13 protein-coding genes and 2 riboswitches are annotated in these 19,251 nt (G+C 28.7%); of the genes, 4 read left to right on the top strand and 9 right to left on the bottom strand.

All coding sequences use genetic code 11. From position 1 onward, the window contains the following. Positions 1-16 precede the first annotated feature (16 nt). From RSF37_RS10105 to RSF37_RS10095, 3 genes are read right to left on the bottom strand one after another with little or no spacing between them, the layout of a single operon-like run. Complete coding sequence (locus RSF37_RS10105; RefSeq protein WP_332564289.1) at positions 17-1,705, bottom strand: sugar phosphorylase; 1,689 nt, start codon at positions 1,703-1,705, stop codon at positions 17-19. Positions 1,706-1,727: 22 nt separating this feature from the next. Next, positions 1,728-4,361 (bottom strand): glycoside hydrolase family 38 C-terminal domain-containing protein, encoded by a 2,634-nt coding sequence (locus RSF37_RS10100; RefSeq protein WP_332564288.1) that lies wholly within the window; start codon positions 4,359-4,361, stop codon positions 1,728-1,730. 15 nt (positions 4,362-4,376) lie between these two features. Next, positions 4,377-6,323, bottom strand: a complete 1,947-nt coding sequence (locus tag RSF37_RS10095; RefSeq protein WP_332564287.1) for a fructose-specific PTS transporter subunit EIIC — start codon at positions 6,321-6,323, stop codon at positions 4,377-4,379. A 162-nt stretch (positions 6,324-6,485) separates the two neighbouring features. Between RSF37_RS10095 and RSF37_RS10090 the strand changes: the two genes are divergently transcribed. The 4 genes from RSF37_RS10090 to RSF37_RS10075 all read left to right on the top strand — a co-directional run bounded on the left by RSF37_RS10090 (position 6,486) and on the right by RSF37_RS10075 (position 10,132). Further along, positions 6,486-7,229: a MurR/RpiR family transcriptional regulator gene (locus RSF37_RS10090; protein ID WP_332564286.1), complete on the top strand. Its 744-nt coding sequence runs from the start codon at positions 6,486-6,488 to the stop codon at positions 7,227-7,229. 91 nt (positions 7,230-7,320) lie between these two features. Beyond that, on the top strand, positions 7,321-8,673 hold the full coding sequence (locus RSF37_RS10085; RefSeq protein WP_332564285.1) for an MATE family efflux transporter: 1,353 nt from the start codon (positions 7,321-7,323) through the stop codon (positions 8,671-8,673). Between the two features lie 59 nt (positions 8,674-8,732). After that, positions 8,733-9,386: an ABC transporter ATP-binding protein gene (locus RSF37_RS10080; RefSeq protein ID WP_332564284.1), complete on the top strand. Its 654-nt coding sequence runs from the start codon at positions 8,733-8,735 to the stop codon at positions 9,384-9,386. Positions 9,387-9,388: 2 nt separating this feature from the next. Further along, entirely contained in the window at positions 9,389-10,132 is a 744-nt protein-coding gene (locus tag RSF37_RS10075; protein WP_332564283.1) for an ABC transporter permease, read from the top strand. A 40-nt stretch (positions 10,133-10,172) separates the two neighbouring features. Here the strand turns inward: RSF37_RS10075 and ribH are convergent, their stop codons facing one another. The 6 genes from ribH to mgtA form a co-directional block, all read right to left on the bottom strand. Then, a complete protein-coding gene (ribH, locus tag RSF37_RS10070) occupies positions 10,173-10,649 on the bottom strand; it encodes a 6,7-dimethyl-8-ribityllumazine synthase (RefSeq protein WP_332564282.1) in 477 nt (158 codons plus the stop codon). A gap of 18 nt (positions 10,650-10,667) precedes the next feature. Continuing rightward, entirely contained in the window at positions 10,668-11,870 is a 1,203-nt protein-coding gene (locus tag RSF37_RS10065; RefSeq protein WP_332564281.1) for a bifunctional 3,4-dihydroxy-2-butanone-4-phosphate synthase/GTP cyclohydrolase II, read from the bottom strand. Between the two features lie 14 nt (positions 11,871-11,884). Next, positions 11,885-12,523, bottom strand: a complete 639-nt coding sequence (gene ribE / locus RSF37_RS10060) for a riboflavin synthase (RefSeq protein WP_332564280.1) — start codon at positions 12,521-12,523, stop codon at positions 11,885-11,887. Next, entirely contained in the window at positions 12,508-13,620 is a 1,113-nt protein-coding gene (ribD, locus tag RSF37_RS10055) for a bifunctional diaminohydroxyphosphoribosylaminopyrimidine deaminase/5-amino-6-(5-phosphoribosylamino)uracil reductase RibD (RefSeq protein ID WP_332564279.1), read from the bottom strand. Before ribD ends, ribE begins: the two co-directional genes overlap by 16 nt. Positions 13,621-13,796: 176 nt before the next feature. Next, positions 13,797-13,912: riboswitch (FMN riboswitch) on the bottom strand. A 64-nt stretch (positions 13,913-13,976) separates the two neighbouring features. Then, complete coding sequence (gene asnB, locus RSF37_RS10050; protein ID WP_332564278.1) at positions 13,977-15,839, bottom strand: asparagine synthase (glutamine-hydrolyzing); 1,863 nt, start codon at positions 15,837-15,839, stop codon at positions 13,977-13,979. A 212-nt stretch (positions 15,840-16,051) separates the two neighbouring features. Then, a complete protein-coding gene (gene mgtA / locus RSF37_RS10045; RefSeq protein ID WP_332564277.1) occupies positions 16,052-18,751 on the bottom strand; it encodes a magnesium-translocating P-type ATPase in 2,700 nt (899 codons plus the stop codon). A gap of 351 nt (positions 18,752-19,102) precedes the next feature. After that, positions 19,103-19,251, bottom strand: a riboswitch (M-box (ykoK) riboswitch). This riboswitch is flagged as partial in the annotation.

Here is a 19,251-nt window from a genome sequence, read left to right as displayed (position 1 = left end):
GAATCCACTTTTATAATTATTTTATCCAAATAAAATTATATGGTTTTAATGTATTTATATCTTCAACTTTTCTTTCTGTTAAAATATCTAAACCAATTAAATTACTCGGAATATCAACTTCTTTATTTGTTATATTAATAATAAATGTAATCTTATCTTTTGTTTCTTCATTAAATCTTTCAATTCCAAATAAGTCTTCACCAAGCTCTAAAACTTTTTGAGTTGCATATGGAGAGAATGCACTTTCTTCTTTTCTGACTTTAATAAGTTTTTTCATTCCTTCAAATATTGAATTTCTTCTATTATCACTTTTAAGTTCTTCAATTATATCCTTAACATTTAACTTTTCTCTATTTATTCTTCTATTAATACCAGACTCTTCTACACCTTTATAATAGTTTCTAGATCCAAGCAATGAATGATAATAAATAGCTGGTACTCCAATTAAAGATAACAGTATTGAATGAGCTCCAAGTATTTTATTAACTTGAGTCTCTTCATCAATGTCTTCATCTTTATTAATTAAAGCGTCGTTGTAATTAATATTAAGTTCATATGCAGATTTACTTCCATCACTATTGGACTTATATGATATTTTTCCACCATTTTCTAAAGTTTTATTTATAAGAATTTCTTTTTCTTCATCATTTAAAATACCTTCAACAGGTCTCATTCCGATTCCATCATGACTTGATAAAAAATTAAAATATGTGGCATCTTTTGATACTTTATCAATTGTCTTTGCCCACTCAGTTAATTTACTTGAATTTTTAGTTGTTAATGTATATAAAACAAGTGGTGGCAATGTAAATTGGTATACCATATGCGCTTCATCTATCCCTGATCCAAAATAACTTATATTTTCTTTATGAGGTACATTAGTTTCAGTTATAATTTGAGTATTATTTTTAAAGTAATCTAATAATATTCTCCAAAGCTTAATAACTTCATGTGTTTCCTGTAAGTGTATACAAGTTGTTCCTGACTCTTTCCATAGGAATCCAATTGCATCAAGTCTTATGCTAGTTGCTCCATTATACGCATAATTAATAAGTACATCAGTCATTTTCTCAAGTACATTAATATCTTTAAAATTTAAATCCACTTGATCTTCTGAAAATGTTGTCCATGCAGTCTTTACACCACTATTACCTTCATATGAATGAAATAAAGGTGATGTTCTCGGTCTTACAACATTATTATAATCAAAGTTTTTATACTCTTTTATAAAGAAGTTTTTATACTCTTCTTCATCATTAATATATCCTTTAAACCACTCACTACTTTTTGACATATGATTTGCAACAAAATCAAACATTAATCTATAATCTTTTGATAGTTCTTTAATGTTATTCCAATCTCCAAGGTTCTCATCTATTTTCATATAATCAACTACAGAGAACCCATCATCTGATGTATATTCAAACATTGGTAGAAGGTGCACATCCGTTATTGCATCCTCGACATTTTCTTTTAGGAAGTAATTTAGTGTACTTAATGTTTTCTCACCTTCATTATAAAAGCTATCTCCATATGTTATTAAGTACACATTTTTTTCGCTCACTTTATCAGTTATTTTAAAATCTTTATCTTCCCACTTTGAAATAAGCTTCTTCATTAAGTCTAAGTAGCTTTCATTATAATCTTTTTCATATATTAATTTTAATTTTTCTTCTATTTGAAATAATAAAGTTTTATTATCCATTAGTGCCCTCCTGTATATATAACTACTTTAATTTTAATGTTATATATCCTTTACCTTTAACTTTGAATTCATCTTTTTCATTTAGTTCTTTTTCATAAAGATTTGTTTCAATTATGTGTTTAAATATTGGAGTTGAAACTTTAAAGTATTGATCCTCTTCATAAGGATTAAATATTCTTATAATTAAACCATCTCTTTCATAGGATTCTTTTAATACACTTAAATGAAGCTTATTATTATCAATAGCTATAAGTGAGAATTCCTCTTCAGTTACTTCTAACTTATTTGGGACTTCAAATCTTTCAAGTCTCTCTTCAAATAAGTTTAATGTTTGATTTTGATATACTCCATACTTATTTATGTACTTATTAGTTAAATCGAAAAGCATATTACTATCATTATCTTCCTTTGAAACTATTGCATATTCAAAATCCATTTTGCAAATCATATTTGCATCTTCTGTATAAACAACTTTATTATTTATACCTGAAGCTCTTCCAGGTCTCCATAAAAGATCATCCTTACCAAGTAATCCAACACTTCTAAATAAAGTTAATGCTATACTTTTATCATTAATTATTTCAAATTCTTTTATTCCTTTTGTTATTGCACTAAACACTTCATTTTCTTCTTTAATCGCAACAAAGTTTTCTAATGCAAATATTGAAACAGGAGCTTCAGCAAATCCATTCTCTTTCCAATTATTTAAGTATTTATTTTCATTTTCTCTTTTAATTATTGAGAACCCTTGATCTGCATATGAATTTTTTGAGGTTATATTACTATTTAATATAACTCTTACCCTATGGTCACAAACTTTATTATTAATATTATGAGAAACTCTTATAAATTCTTCACCACTTCTTAATTCAACATTAGTATATATATCCATAACTTGAGAAGTTTTTGAAACTCTTCTCTCTTGTATATCTCTTGGAAGTTCTACACTATGCAGTAATTCAAATTTTTGAATATTTTTAGACTTCTCACATTTTATAATTCTTAAATCTTTAATTAATATTTCTTTATCACCTTCAATTGGTGAGAAATCGTAAGAATCTCCACCATCTGCACATTCTTCAAAGTATAGTAAATCTTCTATAACCTTTCCTGTACATTTATTATGTAGTGATATTTTATCTGAAATAATTATTTTATATTTTTCATTTTCTATTATTGTTGTTTCTTCTTCATGAAGGCAATTATTTATAGCTCCATCTTTAATTTCTAAAACTTTATATCCTAGTGGTTTCACTTCTTCATTGAATATAATAATTTCACTTCTATAATATCCTGGAAGTTCTATTTGTTTTTCACCTTCTGCTGTTACTACAACTTGCTTTCCACCACTTATTATTTCGCTATTAACTAAATCAAATGTAATACCTTTTCCATTTAAATTTGTAATAGTAAACTCTTTGTTTTTTGTAAATATAGTAGCTTCTATTGTTTTACTGTCTTTATTTAAATCAGTATTAAATATTAAAATAATATTTTCTTTATTTAATTTTTTACTAACTGCTTTTGTTATTTGCTTTTTACTTATATTTAAAAGTCCATCACACATGCTGTTTACTTTAATTAATCTATTTATTATATTTCTATTTGTATCATCTGAATTGCATCCACCTATACTATCATGTGCATGAACATCAAATAGTTCCTTCCACATTTTACGAAGTACTGGTGTTTGATACTTAAGTCCTAATGTTTTTCCAATTGATAATATTGGTTCTAACACATATAATATTTTATTTTCTACAGAAGTATTAAGCTTCTTTATATCATATCTTTGAGATTTAATTGTATTATGAATTCTACTCTTTTGACATGCAATAAGCTCTCCTTCTATTGTGTTTTCAAAGTCTTTATCTTCCCAAGTATCTTTTAAAAAGCTTTCATAATCTGAAAGAATAAATTCATAATGATCTTGTTTATTGTTCAGTTCCTTAATTATTTGTGGAAACTTTTCTCTAACTAATACTTGATCTCCACCAGCTGGAAGTAATAAATTATTAGTATCTTTATTAAGATCTTCAAGTTTCTTAAGCATTGGAATAAGCTTATCCTCTAAATATTCATCATCTGACGCTAAAAACTTTCCTGGTCCATATCCTAAATAAATATAATTACTCTTTATTTCTTCTTTATCTGGTGAAACCCATTTGAAGTTAAGATTCCCTTTTAATTCATCATTATATAAGCCTCTTTGTAGAATACTACCTTCAATTCCAAATCCATTAAATATTGAAGGCAAATATGCATTTTGACCAAATATATCAGGTAAATATCCAACTTTCATTGAATGTCCTAATTCCTCTCCTATTCTCATTCCATATAATAAGTTTCTAATTATTGATTCCTTATTTACAAGTAATGAATCGGTTTGAGTATACCAAGGTCCAACAAATATTCTCTTATCTTTAGATAAATTTTCAAGCCTTTCCTTTTCTTCTGGATACAAAGCTAAAAATTCATCAACAACTGATAATTGACCATCAAAAGTATATGAATTATATTCTAAATCCCCTTCTAATACGTCCATTAAATAGGGCATATTCTGAGTTAATAATACGTTTGAATCTTCTATTGTGAAGTACCACTCTCTATCCCAATGAGAGTGTGGTACAACATATACCTTCTTTTTATTAATCATATTTACCTCCAAGAATTACTTTGCTTCTTTTCTTTTTATAATGTAGAATCTTACTAAAATATTAGCTACTGCTATGAAAGCTACACCAGCTGTTAATCCAATTAAGTATGCACCTAGATTTTCTACAAGTGGCCATCCCCATATTGCTGGTAATGGATTCCACTGAACTGCACCAAGCGCTACTGCTGTACATGATCCAATAATCGCTCCTATAATATTTATTGGAATAGTTATTAATGGATTTTTAAGCATGAAAGGTATTGCACCTTCACTTACCGCTATAAATCCTAAAAGTATTGAAGTTCCTCCAACAACTCGTAAGTTATCATCAAATACTCTTCTTCTTACGATATACTTATCTAAAACAGTTGCAAGTCCAAGTCCTATTGGTGGAATTACTATCGCAAGCACTCTACCTGTTAATGGGAATATTGCATCAGCTGCAAGCCCTATTGCTATTGCTCCAGCTGCCTTATTTACAGGTCCACCTAAGTCAAATGCAGTACAAGCTGCTATAATAGCTGTTAATACTAAAGTTCCAGCTCCAGTAAATGATTTAATGTAATTCATCATCCATAAGTTAAGTCCACCAAATACAGGATCAACTACATAGAAATTTAGTACAAATATTACAAGTACGCCTATACCAGGTAGTAATAACATTGGTTTAATTGCATTTAAATGTTTGTTTAATTTAATATTATCATTTAAGAATTTAGTTACATATCCAGCTACAAGTCCAAGTATTAAAGCTCCAATAAATCCTGATGGAATTCCACCATCTATATTCCAGAATGTATAATGTAATCCAGCTGCAAATACACCACCCATAAATCCTGGAATAAGTCCTGGTCTATCTGCAATTGAGAATGCTACATACGCTGAGAATATTGGGTATATAAATTTAAATATTAAGTTACCAAATCTATCTAAATTAAATAGGAATACATATAATCCGTTTGAACTATTACCAAGTTCACCCATATTATCTATTACTCCAAGTCCCATTGCTGAAAGTTTTGCAATACCCATCATAAGACCGGCTGCAACAATTACTGGAATCATATAAGATATACCAGTCATTACAGCTTCCATCATCTTGCTGAATATACCTTTGCCTTCTGATTTGTCTTCATTACTAGTACTATTATCGCCTGTAACGACTCCGTCTGGGTTGTTTAAAACTTTCTTTATTAACTTTTCAGAGTTTTTTAATGGCTCTGCAACTTTAACTTTTACATAATTAAGACCTGCATATCGCTCTGGTTCTTTTGCTGCAATATCACAAGCAAAAATAACTCCATCAGCATTTTTTATTTGTTCTTTTGTATGTCTGTCTTCTATTCCGTTAGCCCCTTGCTTTTCAACAAGAACATTAACGCCCATTTCTCTTCCTACTTTTTCTAAGTTTTCAGCTGCCATATAAGTATGTGCTATACCTGCTGCACATGCAGTTACTGCTAAAATAGTTTTTGTATATTCTTTATTTTCTTCTTTAACTTCTTCTTTGCTATCAAGTTCCTTAATAAACTCTTCTTTATTTTTAGCCTTATGAAGATTATCAGTAAACTCTTCATACATTAATCTTGATGATAACTCAGCAAGTAATTTAAGGTGAGTTGAACCAGCTTCTGCTGTTGGAATAGCAAGTAAAAATACTAAATCAACTTCATTATCATCTGTTACACTTTCCCAAGTATTAATTTTATTTTTTAATCTAGCTACTGCAAATGCTGCCTTTTTAACTGTATCTGATTTTCCATGAGGAATTGCAATACCTCTTTCTAATCCAGTTGGTGAATGTTGTTCTCTTTGCATTACTGCACTTAAAAAATCCTCTTTTGATTTTATAATATTTTCTTCGTATAATTTTTCTATTAACTTATGTATAATTTCTTCTTTATTTTCACTTTCAACATCAAGTAAAATTAAATTTTTCTTTGTCATTTCTTTTAAATTCACAAAAACCACTCCTTTTCTTAAAACCTTTACAATTATTTTATATCACACTTTTACATACTATACTTATACATGTTGCGTACAATTTTACTTTATGTTAAATTGACAGTATACTTAGACTATTTATTAAATATAAATTGTATTTAGAAGGATGATGTGATAATTATGAGCAAATTTGTTAATGTTTTTTCCAAAAATTTATGTAACTTAAGTCATGCAGAAAAGTACGTATTTTACTACATAGATAGTAATTTAGAAAAAGCAATGTCTCAATCTTTAACTAAAATGGCTGAAGAAAATAACGTAAGTACAACAACTATTATTAGAATGTGTAATAAACTTGGTGTTTCAGGATTTTCTGAACTTAAATATATACTAAAAAATATTTCTAAAGAATCTTTAACTTCATCAATGACTGATTACTTAACAACTGTTAAGAAAAGCTTGAATTTATCAATTGATAATTTAGATTTAAATTCTGTAAGAGATTTAGCTACAGAAATCAAAAAAGCAAACAAGATTATTATTGTAGCTGTTGGTCTTTCTAAACCTATGGGGGAATACTTCTCTAAATTACTTATGCAAGCTAATAAATCTACTTTATATATTTACGAATCTCATATAATTAATTTATTAGATAAATCTGATCTTGGTGACTTAATTATATTTATTTCTAATAGCGGTGAAACATCCACATTAGTTACTGTTGCTGAAAAGCTAAGTTATAGTAATTTAAAAACAGCTGCAATAATTAATAGTCCTAATTCATCACTTAATAACCTTGTTAACTTTTCAATTAACACTTACACAGATAAAACTTCTATATTAGGATATGATATAACACCACGTTCTACTCTTATGATTGTTATCGACTTAATCTTTGCATGTTATGTACAAGAAATAAATTAACACACTTTGAATTTTCTGTTGCTAAATTGTTAACTAAGCAGTTATAATATAGTATTGATTATTAACACTGTTTAGGAGGTGATTTTATAATATGCAAGATGAATTAAATTTAACTGAGGGACATATCGTGAAAAGGTTAATAGCTCTTTCACTACCTATAATGGGGACATCCTTTATTCAAATGGCCTATAATATGATCGATATGATATGGGTTGGTCGAATTGGAAGTTCTGCTGTTGCAGCTGTTGGTACTGCTGGTTTCTTTACATGGTTTGCAATGGCATTCGTTATAATTTCTAAAATGGGGGCTGAGATTAAAGTATCTCAAAGTATTGGGCGTAAAGATTATAAAGCTGCAAAAAATTATATTAGAGCAGCCATTCAAATTAATATTATTTTATCCATACTTTATTCTATCGTTATGCTTCTTTTTAAAGGTCCACTTATTGGATTTTTTAATTTAGGTGATGCTGTAGTTATCGATATGGCAAAAACATACTTAACAGCTATAGTTTTTGGTCTTCCATTCTACTTTATAAATCCTGTATTTACTGCAATTTTCAATGGATCTGGAAATAGCAAAACACCATTTTACATAAATACATGCGGTCTTATTGTAAACATAATATTAGATCCACTATTAATTTTAGGAATCGGTCCATTTGATGGTATTGGAGTTCTTGGTGCTGCTATTGCAACAGTAATTGCTCAAATAGTAGTTTCAGCTTTATTTATATTCGCTATTTTAAAAGGTAATTATTCATTTTTAAAAGTTAATGTATTTAAAGATTTTAATATGAAATACATTAAAACTATATGCAAAATTGGAATTCCAACTGCTTGCCACAGCGGATTATTCACTATTTTCTCAATGGTACTTGGTAGAATAGTCGCAGTTTGGGGCCCTGTCCCTATTGCAGTTCAAAAGGTTGGCTCTCAAATTGAATCAATTTCTTGGATGACAACAGAGGGACTTGCTGTTGCTTTAGGTGCCTTTGTTGGACAAAATTATGGTGCCAAAAAATTTGATAGAATAACTAAAGGTTATAAGGCAATATTATCTTTAGCCTTATTTGTAGGTGTAATTGCATCCATTCTTCTTATATTCTTTGGAGAATATATATTTGCAATATTTATTCCTGAACAAGAAGCTATTATGCAAGGAACATCTTATTTAAAAATACTTGGATATTCTCAAATATTTATGTGTATAGAAATAACTACTGCTGGTGTATTTAACGGACTTTCTAAAACGTATATACCATCCCTTATAAGTATTGTTTTAACTGGTGCTAGAGTTCCACTTGCTTATATTTTATCAAGACCAGATGTTCTTGGAATTGATGGTGTTTGGTGGGCAGTTAGTATAACTAGCATATTAAAAGGAATTCTTATATTAATAGTGCTTCTTAAAGCTTATAAGTCTAAAAAACTCTTTAAGTAACCTTTTATCATTTCTACTTTTCATTAATTTTAGCTATAATGTTTACGGGGGTGACTTAATTGAGTATTTTAAAACTAAATAATATACATTATAAATTAGAAAATACTGATATTTTAAAAAATATAAATTTAGAAGTTAATGAAGGCGATTGTGTATCTTTAATAGGATCTTCAGGAAGCGGAAAAAGTACACTACTTAAAATTTGTTCTTCATTAATATCCCAAACTAGTGGTGATATTCTTTTTAATTCAAAAGACTTCTATGATTACGACGTAATTATGCTTAGGCGTGAAATTAGTTATTGTGTTCAAATGCCAATCTTATTTGGAGATACAGTTCTTGATAACTTAAAATTTCCTTTTGAAATTAGAAAAAAAGACTTTGATGAAGATAGAGTTATCTCACTTTTAAATGAGTTTAATTTATCAAAGGACTATTTAAATAAAGATATTAATAGTTTATCTGGTGGAGAAAAACAGAGGGTATCTTTAATTAGGAACTTAATATTTCTACCGAAGATTCTACTTTTAGATGAAGCAACTTCTGCTTTAGATCCAGAAAACTCAATATTAGTAGAAGGTATTATTAAAAATCTAAATGATAAAGGAATAACAGTTCTTTGGGTTACTCATAATATTGAGCAAAGTTCTAGCATATTTAATAAGAGATTAACTTTATCTCTTGGTGAAATTATAAAAAGGGAGGTTTTCTAACTATGAGCATATTTTCTTTAGTTATAGCATCCTTTCTTTTAGTTATACCAATTGTAATCTCTTATAAACAGAAATTATATCTTGAAAAAGAACTTATAATTAGTATTATAAGAGCTATTGTTCAATTAGTTGCAGTTGGATATATTTTAGAATGGGTATTTAATGTTAGAAGCAATGTAATTACTACCGTACTTGTATTAATAATGATATTTAATGCTGCCTTTAATACTAAAAAGAGAGGTGAAGGTATTAAAAATGTAGTTTTAATATCCTTTGTTTCATTAATTATTGGAGCTTTTATAACTTTATTTGTATTAGTTATATCAGGAGCTATATCTTATACTCCAAATGATATAATTCCTATAGCTGGTATGATTGTTTCTAACTCAATGATTGCCATAGGACTTAGTTATAGAAATCTACGTACAAGCTTTAAAAATAGACGAAGTGAAGTTGAAGTTAAGTTATCACTAGGTGCTGATATAAATGTTGCATCTAAAGATATAGTTCGCGAAAGTATTAAGATGGCAATTATTCCTTCAATTGATTCTGCCAAAACTCTTGGTATTGTATCTCTTCCTGGAATGATGACAGGACTTATATTAGCTGGTGCTTCTCCATTAACTGCAATTAAGTTTCAGATAATGGTTACATTCATGATTTTATCATCAGCATCAATATCAACTTTAATTGCTACATATTTCTCATATAAAGATTTCTTTAACGAAAGAAAACAATTAAAGTAACAAAAAGGTCTATTGTTATATTTCACAATAGACCTTTACTTTATTTTATTTTCTTAATTAAAGATGCCATTTCTATTGAACTCATTGCAGCATCATAACCTTTATTTCCAGCTTTAGTTCCTGCTCTTTCAATAGCTTGTTCTATATTCTCAGTTGTTACAACTCCAAAGATTACAGGTAGTTCTTCATCTAATGATACTTTAGCTACTCCTTTTGAAACTTCACTACATACATAGTCATAATGACTTGTTGCTCCTCTTATAACACAACCTAAGCAAACAATTGCATCATATTTTTCACTTTTAGCCATTTTCTTAGCTATTAATGGTATTTCAAAAGCACCTGGTACCCAAGCAACTTCTACATCTTCTTCTTTAACTCCATGTCTTAATAAACAATCAGTTGCCCCACCTAACAGTTTTCCTGTTATAAAATCATTAAACCTTGCTACAACAACTCCTATTTTTAGCCCATTTCCTATTAATTCACCTTCATAATTTTTAACATTTAAATTCATATTAAACTCTCCTTCACATTAAATTACATTAATTAAATGACCCATTTTTTCTTTTTTAGTTTTCATATATTTAAAATTACAACTATTTATACTTTCATCAATTTTAACTCTGTCTGAAATGACTACTCCATACTTTTCAATCTCTTTAAACTTCTTAGGATTGTTACTTATTAGCCTTACACTAGTACATCCTAAATCTTTAATTATTTGACTTGTTAAATAAAACTCCCTTAAATCATCTTCAAATCCTAAAGCTAAATTAGCTTCAACTGTATCTAGTCCACTTTCTTGAAGTTTATAAGCTTTTATTTTATTTAAAATACCTATTCCTCTTCCCTCTTGTCTCATATAGACTATTATTCCTTTTCCCTCTTCTTTAATTTTCTCCATTGAAATTTTAAGTTGTTTGCCACAGTCACATTTCAAAGAAGAAAATACATCACCTGTTAAACACTCTGAATGAACTCTGGTTAAAATATTTTCTCCAGTTACATCACCATATACTAAAGCTATATGTTCTTCCTTTGTAATAATATCCTCATATCCTATTATTTTAAATTCTCCAACATCTGTTGGTAATGTTGCATCTGATACTCTTTTAATTAAACATTCATTTTTCTTTCTATATTCTACTAAGTCTTTAATAGTAATTATTTTTAATCCATGTTTATCTTTAAATTTCATAAGGTCATCTCTTCTTGCCATAGTCCCATCTTCATTCATTATTTCGCATATAACTCCAACTGGACTTAATCCTGAAATGCTTGCCATATCAACGCTTGCTTCAGTATGTCCTGTTCTAACAAGCACTCCACCCTCCCTAGCCATTAATGGAAATACATGTCCTGGAGTATTAAACTCCTCTTCCTTTGCATCTGCCCTTGAAAAATTTTTAATTGTTTCTGCTCTTTCAAATGCTGATATTCCTGTTTTTGTTTTTGCACCATCTATTGAAACAGTAAAAGCAGTTTTAAAGGCATCACTATTTTCATTCACCATTAAATTTATATTAAGCTTTTCAAGTTTATCTTTAGTTGTTGGCATACATATTAATCCACGTCCGTAAGTTGCCATAAAGTTTATACTACTAGGTGTAACCTTATCTGCTGCCATAACTAAGTCACCTTCATTTTCCCTTCCTTCATCATCAACAACTATTATCATCTTTCCATTTTTAATATCTTCTAAAGCTTCTTCTATATTATTAAATTTATATATCATAAAATTACCTCCATTTAAAATCCATTACTCATTAAAAAATTCATATCAATCGTTTTATTATTGGTTTCCATCTTTAAAAAGTTATTAATATACTTTCCAATAATGTCACCTTCTAAATTAACTTTGTCATTAACCTTTTTATTAAGTAATATTGTTTTCTCTTTAGTGTGCGGAATTATAGATACACTGAAATTATCAGTATTTATACGTCCTACAGTAAGGCTAACTCCATCAATACATATTGATCCTTTATTTAAAAAATACTTCATAAATTCTTGATTAACTTTTATCGTTATCCATGTTGCATTTTCTTCTTTTTTTATTTCCTTTATAATCCCTGTAATATCAACATGTCCAGTAACAATATGTCCACCAAATCTCTTATTTAAGCTCATGGCTCTTTCTAAATTTACTTTATCACCAATTTTCATTTCACTAAAATTAGTTGCTCTTATTGTACTCATCATAATATCAGCTATAAATGAATCATTATTATAAGAATTAACGGTAAGACAAACTCCATTTACACATATACTGTCTCCAATATTTAAATCATTAAGTATCTTACTTGCACTAATACATATATTCCCTGAATTAACACCAGCAGTTATACTTTTTATCTTTCCTATTTCTTCAATTATTCCTGTAAACAAACTCTCTCCTCCTTAATTACATCTCCTTCAATTAAAATATCTCCTTTAATATTTGTTATTTTTTTAACAAATATATTTGTAGCTTCACTTAAAAATTCTACTCCATCTCCATCAATAAAATTTTTACTATTATGTCCACCTATTATTTTAGGAGCTATAAAAAGTTTTAATTTATCTACTATCCCTTCTTTAAAAAGGCTATCATTTAAAGTTCCACCACCTTCAATTAGTAGTGAATCAATATTTAATTCATATAATTTTTCTATAACGAATGATAATTGTACTTTACTATCTTTAATCGGAGTAATTATAACCTGTACTCCTTCTCTATTTAATTGTTCTATCTTTTTATCATCTTTTACTGTCGTAAACACGATTGTTTTATTTTCTTTATCCTTTACTATGTTACTGTCTAGTGGAATCCTTAATTTACTATCTAGTATTATTCTAATTGGACTTATCCCATTTTTTATTCTGCATGTAAGCATTGGATCATCTTTTAAAATAGTATTTATTCCAACCATTATTCCACTGTACTTATGCCTATACTCTGCAGTTATTATTCTTGATTTCTCATTAGATATCCACTTGGATTCGCCATACTTTGTAGCTATTTTTCCATCTAAACTCATAGCTCCTTTTAAAATGCATAGTGGTTTCTTCTTTGTTATATAGTGAAAAAATACTTCATTTAGTTCCTTGCACTCCTCTTCAAGAATACCAACTTTTACTTCTATTCCTTCTTCAATAAGCATTTCTATTCCCTTTCCACATACTAGTGGATTCGGATCTAGTACACCAATTACAACTCTTTCTGGCTTTTCCTTAATTACTTTAAGAATACAAGGTGGTGTTTTCCCATAATGGGTACATGGTTCTAATGTTATATAAATAGTTCCTCCTTCTATACTTTCTGTTGCACTATTTATAGCATTTACTTCAGCATGATGTCCTCCAAATCTTTCATGATAGCCTTCTCCTATGATTTTATCTTTTTTAACTATTACGCATCCAACCATAGGATTTGGATTTACATAACCTTCTCCTCTTTTAGCTAATTCAATAGCTTTTTTCATGTAAAAAATATCTTCTTTCATAAATCACCTCTTGTCTAGACCTCTAAGACATGTGGGATAATTTTTCTTTATGTATATAAAAATAAGCCCTGAGAAAAATCTCAGGGCTCTAATATACATACAAAAAATACAACTTATATATAATTATAAAAAAGTATATAATACTCCTATAAAATAATTATAAATAAATTTATAATATAATTCTTCTTTCATCCAGACTATACTGTCGGCCTCGGAATTTAACCGAATCTGCTAAAATAAGCTCGCGGGCTATACCGCCGGTGGGGACTTACACCCCGCCCTGAAGGTCTATTAAATTTTACAATTTAACTTTAACATTTTAAGAAAAATTTATCAAGTACTTTTTGTAATAAATGCTAAATTGCAAATAAATCATCTTTACTTAAAGTCTTATCAATGTATAATCTGTACCATAAAATATATATAATTATACTCCAAACTTTTCTTGAATAATCATATACTCCATCTTTATGTTTTTTAAGCATTTTTAATATTTCATCTTTATTTATTTCTTTAACTGGATTATTGTCAATTATATCGTATGCCCAATCATAAAGCTCATTTCTAAGCCATACTCTCATTGGCACTGGATATCCAAGTTTTCTCTTATCATATAAATAATCAGGAAGCTCGTCCTTAAATGCATCTCTAAGCATTACCTTTGTTGTAAATCCTTGAATCTTATCACTCTTTTTCAAAGTTGATGCTAATTTAAATACTTCTCTATCAACGAACGGAACTCTAATTTCTAAAGAATGTGCCATAGACATTCTATCAGCTTTAGTTAATATATCTCCAACAAGCCATGTATTTATATCAATATATTGTCTTTTTGTTACGTTATCATATTTATCTACATCTTTAAATAAATCTTCTGTTATTTGTAGATCATTCTTTGTTTTATCATAACCATAGAAAACTTTAGCTTTTTCATCTTTATTAAATATATTTGCATTACCTGAATATCTCTTCTCTAAAGGAGTAGTACCTCTTATAATGAAACTTTTACCTTTAACTGTATCAGGAATTGATGAAGCCACTCCCTTTAACATCTTCTTTACGCCCTTTGGCATAAAGTTAAACATTTTTAAGGATTCATCTTCAGTATAAATATTATATCCACCAAAGAATTCATCTGCACCTTCACCTGATAATATTACTTTATAATCATTACTAACTTCCTTGCAAATATGATATAAAGGTATTATTGAAGGATCTCCAATTGGGCTATCCATATGATAAACTATTTTAGGTAAATCTCTTATATAGTCTTTATAATTAAGTTTTATACTTACATTTTTTATTCCTATATCATCTGCAAATCTTTTTGCACTAACAGTTTCATCATATCCATCTATATCAAATCCAATTGTATAAGATACAATGTTTGGATTTATTTCACTTGCAATTTTAGTAACTATCGATGAATCAATTCCACTTGATAAAAATGTTGCAACAGGTACATCACTTTCTAAATGCATTTTTACAGATTCTTTAATAACATTTCTAATGTTTTCTTTTAATTCTTCTTTATTATGTTCTTTCTCGTTGAATGTAACTTCAAAATATTTATATATTCTTTCTTCGCAATTAAGCTTCTTTTCACAAACATGACCTGGCGGTAATATTTTTATCTCTTTAAAAATACTATCGTTTGATGGTATGTACTGGAAGGTAGCATATTGTCCAAGTAAGTTATTTCTATATGTTAAGTCATCAAATATTTCTTTTAGGGCCTTAAGTTCTGATGAGAAATATAAACCTCCATCTACATTCATGTAATATAATGGTTTAATTCCAAAGTAATCTCTAAAAGCTGTTATTTTATCATTTTCTTTATCATAAATAACTATTGCAAACATTCCTCTAAGTTTATTTGCTAAATAACTTCCCATTTTATCATATAATGTTGCTATAACTTCAACTTCTGAATGAGTATTAAATTTATACCCTTCCTCTATAAGTTCTTCTCTTAATTCTTTATAATTATATATTTCTCCATTAAAAACAATTGTATATTTATCTTTGTAGTTAAATGGCTGTGCACCATTTTCAATGTCTATAATACTTAGTCTGTTAAATATAAATAAAGCATTCTCGTGAATTATTTCTTTAGTATCATTAGGTCCCCTGTGTACTATGTCCTTCGCTCCTTTTCTACATGAAGCAATTTCAGTATCCCCTATTGATTCTTTGAATAATTGTAAAAATCCACACATATTTTATCTTTGTCCCCTTTTTTGTATAATAATTGTAATATAGATATTATAAAGTTTAAATTAATACAAAAAGCTACAAAAAAACCAATAAATATTACAAATTGTTTACAGTTTACCCATTTAAACCTTCAAATATGTATTTAATAACTTATAAAGCAAAAAAAGGACAAGTATTACTTGCCCTTAAATTACTTTTTCATTGTAACTATATTTTATAGTAAATCACCAAATCTTTTAATATAGATCTTCTTAACTATATTTACTACTACCATATAAGTTGCTATTGTTCCAATTAAATATGCAAAGTATATTGCTGGTAGACTTGTCATTCCAATTTCAACACCAAGTGGAGTGTAAGGAATAATTGTTCCTATTGCTAAAGCTATTGTTGTAAATAAAATTACTAACTTAGAAGCTCTACTTTGAATAAATGGAATTTTTGGTGTTCTTATCATATGAATTACAAGAGTTTGAGTCCATAAACTTTCAATAAACCATCCTGCATTAAATAGTGCTATAAATAATACACTATTAACTCCTGGATCTCCGAAGTTACCACCAAGAACTGCTGGACAAATAACAAAGTACATTAATATATAAGTTGTTATATCAAATATTGAACTTGTAGGTCCAAACCATCTCATAAAGCTTCCAATAGAAGATGCATCCCAAGTACGTGGTTTCTTAAGATATTCTCTATCTACATTATCCCAAGGAATTGCTACACAAGAAATATCATATATAAGATTTAAAATTAATAGTTGTATTGGTAACATTGGTAAGAATGGTAAAAATGCACTTGCAACTAATACACTAAATATATTTCCAAAATTAGAGCTAGCAGTCATTTTTATATACTTAATTATATTTGCAAAAGTTTTACGACCTTCTTCAACACCTTTTTGTAATACCATTAAGTTCTTTTCTAGCAGTATAATGTCTGCTGATTCTTTAGCTATATCAACTGCTGTATCAACTGAAATACCAACATCTGATTTTCTCATTGCAGGAGCATCATTAATTCCATCTCCCATAAAGCCAACAACATGTCCATTATCTTTTAATTTAGAAACTACTCTAGCTTTTTGAGCTGGTGATAATTTTGCAAATATATTTGTATTCTCCACTGCTTCTTTTAATTGATGATCTGTCATATCTTCAACTTCTGATCCTAATATAATATTGCTTACATCAATGCCAACTTGTTTACATACATATTTAGTTACCTTTTCATTGTCACCTGTAAGAATCTTAACTTCTACACCGTAATCATTAAGTGCTTCTATTGCATACTTTGCAGATTCCTTTGGTGGATCTAAGAAGCTTATATATCCCATAAGAACCATATTGCTCTCATCTTTTACTGAGAAGCTTTCTTCTGATGATGGATTATTCTTTTGTGCTACACCAATTACTCTCATTCCATTTGCATTAAGATCATCTACTGTATCTAAAATTTCTTTTCTTATAGAATCAGTTAATTCTAATATTTCACCTTTATATTCTGCATATGCTGATATTTCAAGCATCTCTTCTATTGCACCTTTTGTTATAAGTTGTGTCTTTCCTTCTTTATCTTTTAATACTACTGACATTCTACGACGAGCAAAATCGAATGGTATTTCATCTACTTTTGTATACATTTCTGCTACATCATAAAACCCTTCTGCATCCCCATACTTAAGAATAGCAACATCAAGTAAATTTCTTAATCCTGTTTGGAAATAACTATTTAAATAACCATGCTTTAATACTCTTATATCCTCATTACCATGTATATCAAGATGGTTTTCAAGTACTATTTTATCTTCTGTAAGTGTTCCTGTCTTATCAGTACAAAGAACATCCATAGCACCAAAGTTTTGTATTGAATTTAAGTTTTTTACTACAGTCTTATACTTAGCCATCTTAACTGCACCTTTAGCAAGGTTTGTAGTAACTAACATTGGAAGCATCTCTGGTGTTAATCCAACTGCAACTGATATTGAGAATAGTAATGCTTCTAACCAGTCACCTTTTGTAACTCCATTTATTACGAAAACAATTGGAACCATTATAGCCATAAACTTTATTAATAAAAAGCTTACTGAATTAACTCCTTTATCAAAGTTTGTTAATTCTCTTTTTTCAGTTATAGTATCTGCCATACTTCCTAGTACTGTACTATTTCCTGTTGCAACAACAACTGCTGTTGCTGTACCACTTATAACGTTAGTACCCATAAATGCTAGATTTTCTAACTCAAAGTGACTTAATATTCCTTTTGATCTAGTCTCTTTTGATAATTTTGAGAACTTTTCAACTGCTTCTGACTCACCAGTCATAGAAGACTCACTTACAAATAAATCTTTTGAAAATATAATTCTAACATCAGCTGGTATCATATCTCCAGCATTTAGTTTTATAATATCTCCAACTACTATATCTTTCATTGGAATTTCAATCTCTTTTCCATCACGCATTACTGCTGATGTTGTTTTTATCATCTCTTTAAGCTTTTCTCCAGCTTTATTAGACTTACCTTCTTGAACAATTCTAAGAACTCCACTTAAAGTTACCATTACAGTAATTATTGTCACTGTTGTTAAATCCTTATCCCCACTAGCTGGTATTACGTAATCTGTAAAAAATGATACTATTGCAAGTGCTATTAAAACTAGTGTAAATGGATTTATAAATGCATCAAATAATCTTTTGTGAAGAGTTATTCCATTACCATAACTTATTTCGTTATATCCATAAGCTTCAATTCTTTTTTCAGCCTCTCTTTGGCTTATACCTTGTTTTTCTGTCTTTAACATTGTTAAAAGCTCTTTTTCTTTTAATATTCCAAATTGAACTAATCTATCCTTGATGAATCCTGTATTTGTTTCTTTTTCTACTTTTACTTTTTTTAATATATTTCTTTTCATTTCTTAGCCCTCCTCATTTTTAACAATCAATGAGAACTTTTCAGGGCAAAACAAAAGCCTATTTACTACTTATAAATTTCTTGTAGTAAACAGGCCAACATCTTAAATAATGTATTTATTCTATATTTTTAGGCGTAGCAAACAAGCCATGAAACTGGCAATATTTTTGCATTTTAGAACATTTTTTAATTTTCGCCTTCTAAAATATAGATACATCGGTCGGCCCTCTGTCCCCATACTAATACTTTCAGTTTCCACTTGTTTCTCACCTCACTTATTTCTTAATAATAAAAAAATCCTCATTCAGTTCGAAGCTAAACGAGGATATGTTAAACATACAAATTAGTTTTATAATAAACTAGCCCGTTCAAGCTTCAACTCCGTAGGGCGATGAAATTACATTAAAATATGCCTTAGTACTTCGACATATTCTGTTGACCAACTAATAGTGTCTCCACTATTTCGCGGCAGCAATCCGTATCCCTGTGGTAGCCTCACCT

Source organism: Clostridium sp., assembly GCF_036643715.1.
Lineage (GTDB): Bacteria > Bacillota > Clostridia > Clostridiales > Clostridiaceae > Clostridium.
The sequence above is the reverse complement of the archived record's forward strand: the minus strand, read 5'-3'. Positions and strand labels throughout refer to the sequence as shown.

Coding starts and splice junctions, on each gene's coding strand:
- RSF37_RS10105 (WP_332564289.1), bottom strand. CDS start 1,705: ATGGATAATAAAACTTTATTATTTCAAATAGAAGAAAAATTAAAATTA.
- RSF37_RS10100 (WP_332564288.1), bottom strand. CDS start 4,361: ATGATTAATAAAAAGAAGGTATATGTTGTACCACACTCTCATTGGGAT.
- RSF37_RS10090 (WP_332564286.1), top strand. CDS start 6,486: ATGAGCAAATTTGTTAATGTTTTTTCCAAAAATTTATGTAACTTAAGT.
- RSF37_RS10085 (WP_332564285.1), top strand. CDS start 7,321: ATGCAAGATGAATTAAATTTAACTGAGGGACATATCGTGAAAAGGTTA.
- RSF37_RS10075 (WP_332564283.1), top strand. CDS start 9,389: ATGAGCATATTTTCTTTAGTTATAGCATCCTTTCTTTTAGTTATACCA.
- ribH (WP_332564282.1), bottom strand. CDS start 10,649: ATGAATTTAAATGTTAAAAATTATGAAGGTGAATTAATAGGAAATGGG.
- RSF37_RS10065 (WP_332564281.1), bottom strand. CDS start 11,870: ATGATATATAAATTTAATAATATAGAAGAAGCTTTAGAAGATATTAAA.
- ribD (WP_332564279.1), bottom strand. CDS start 13,620: ATGAAAGAAGATATTTTTTACATGAAAAAAGCTATTGAATTAGCTAAA.
- asnB (WP_332564278.1), bottom strand. CDS start 15,839: ATGTGTGGATTTTTACAATTATTCAAAGAATCAATAGGGGATACTGAA.
- mgtA (WP_332564277.1), bottom strand. CDS start 18,751: ATGAAAAGAAATATATTAAAAAAAGTAAAAGTAGAAAAAGAAACAAAT.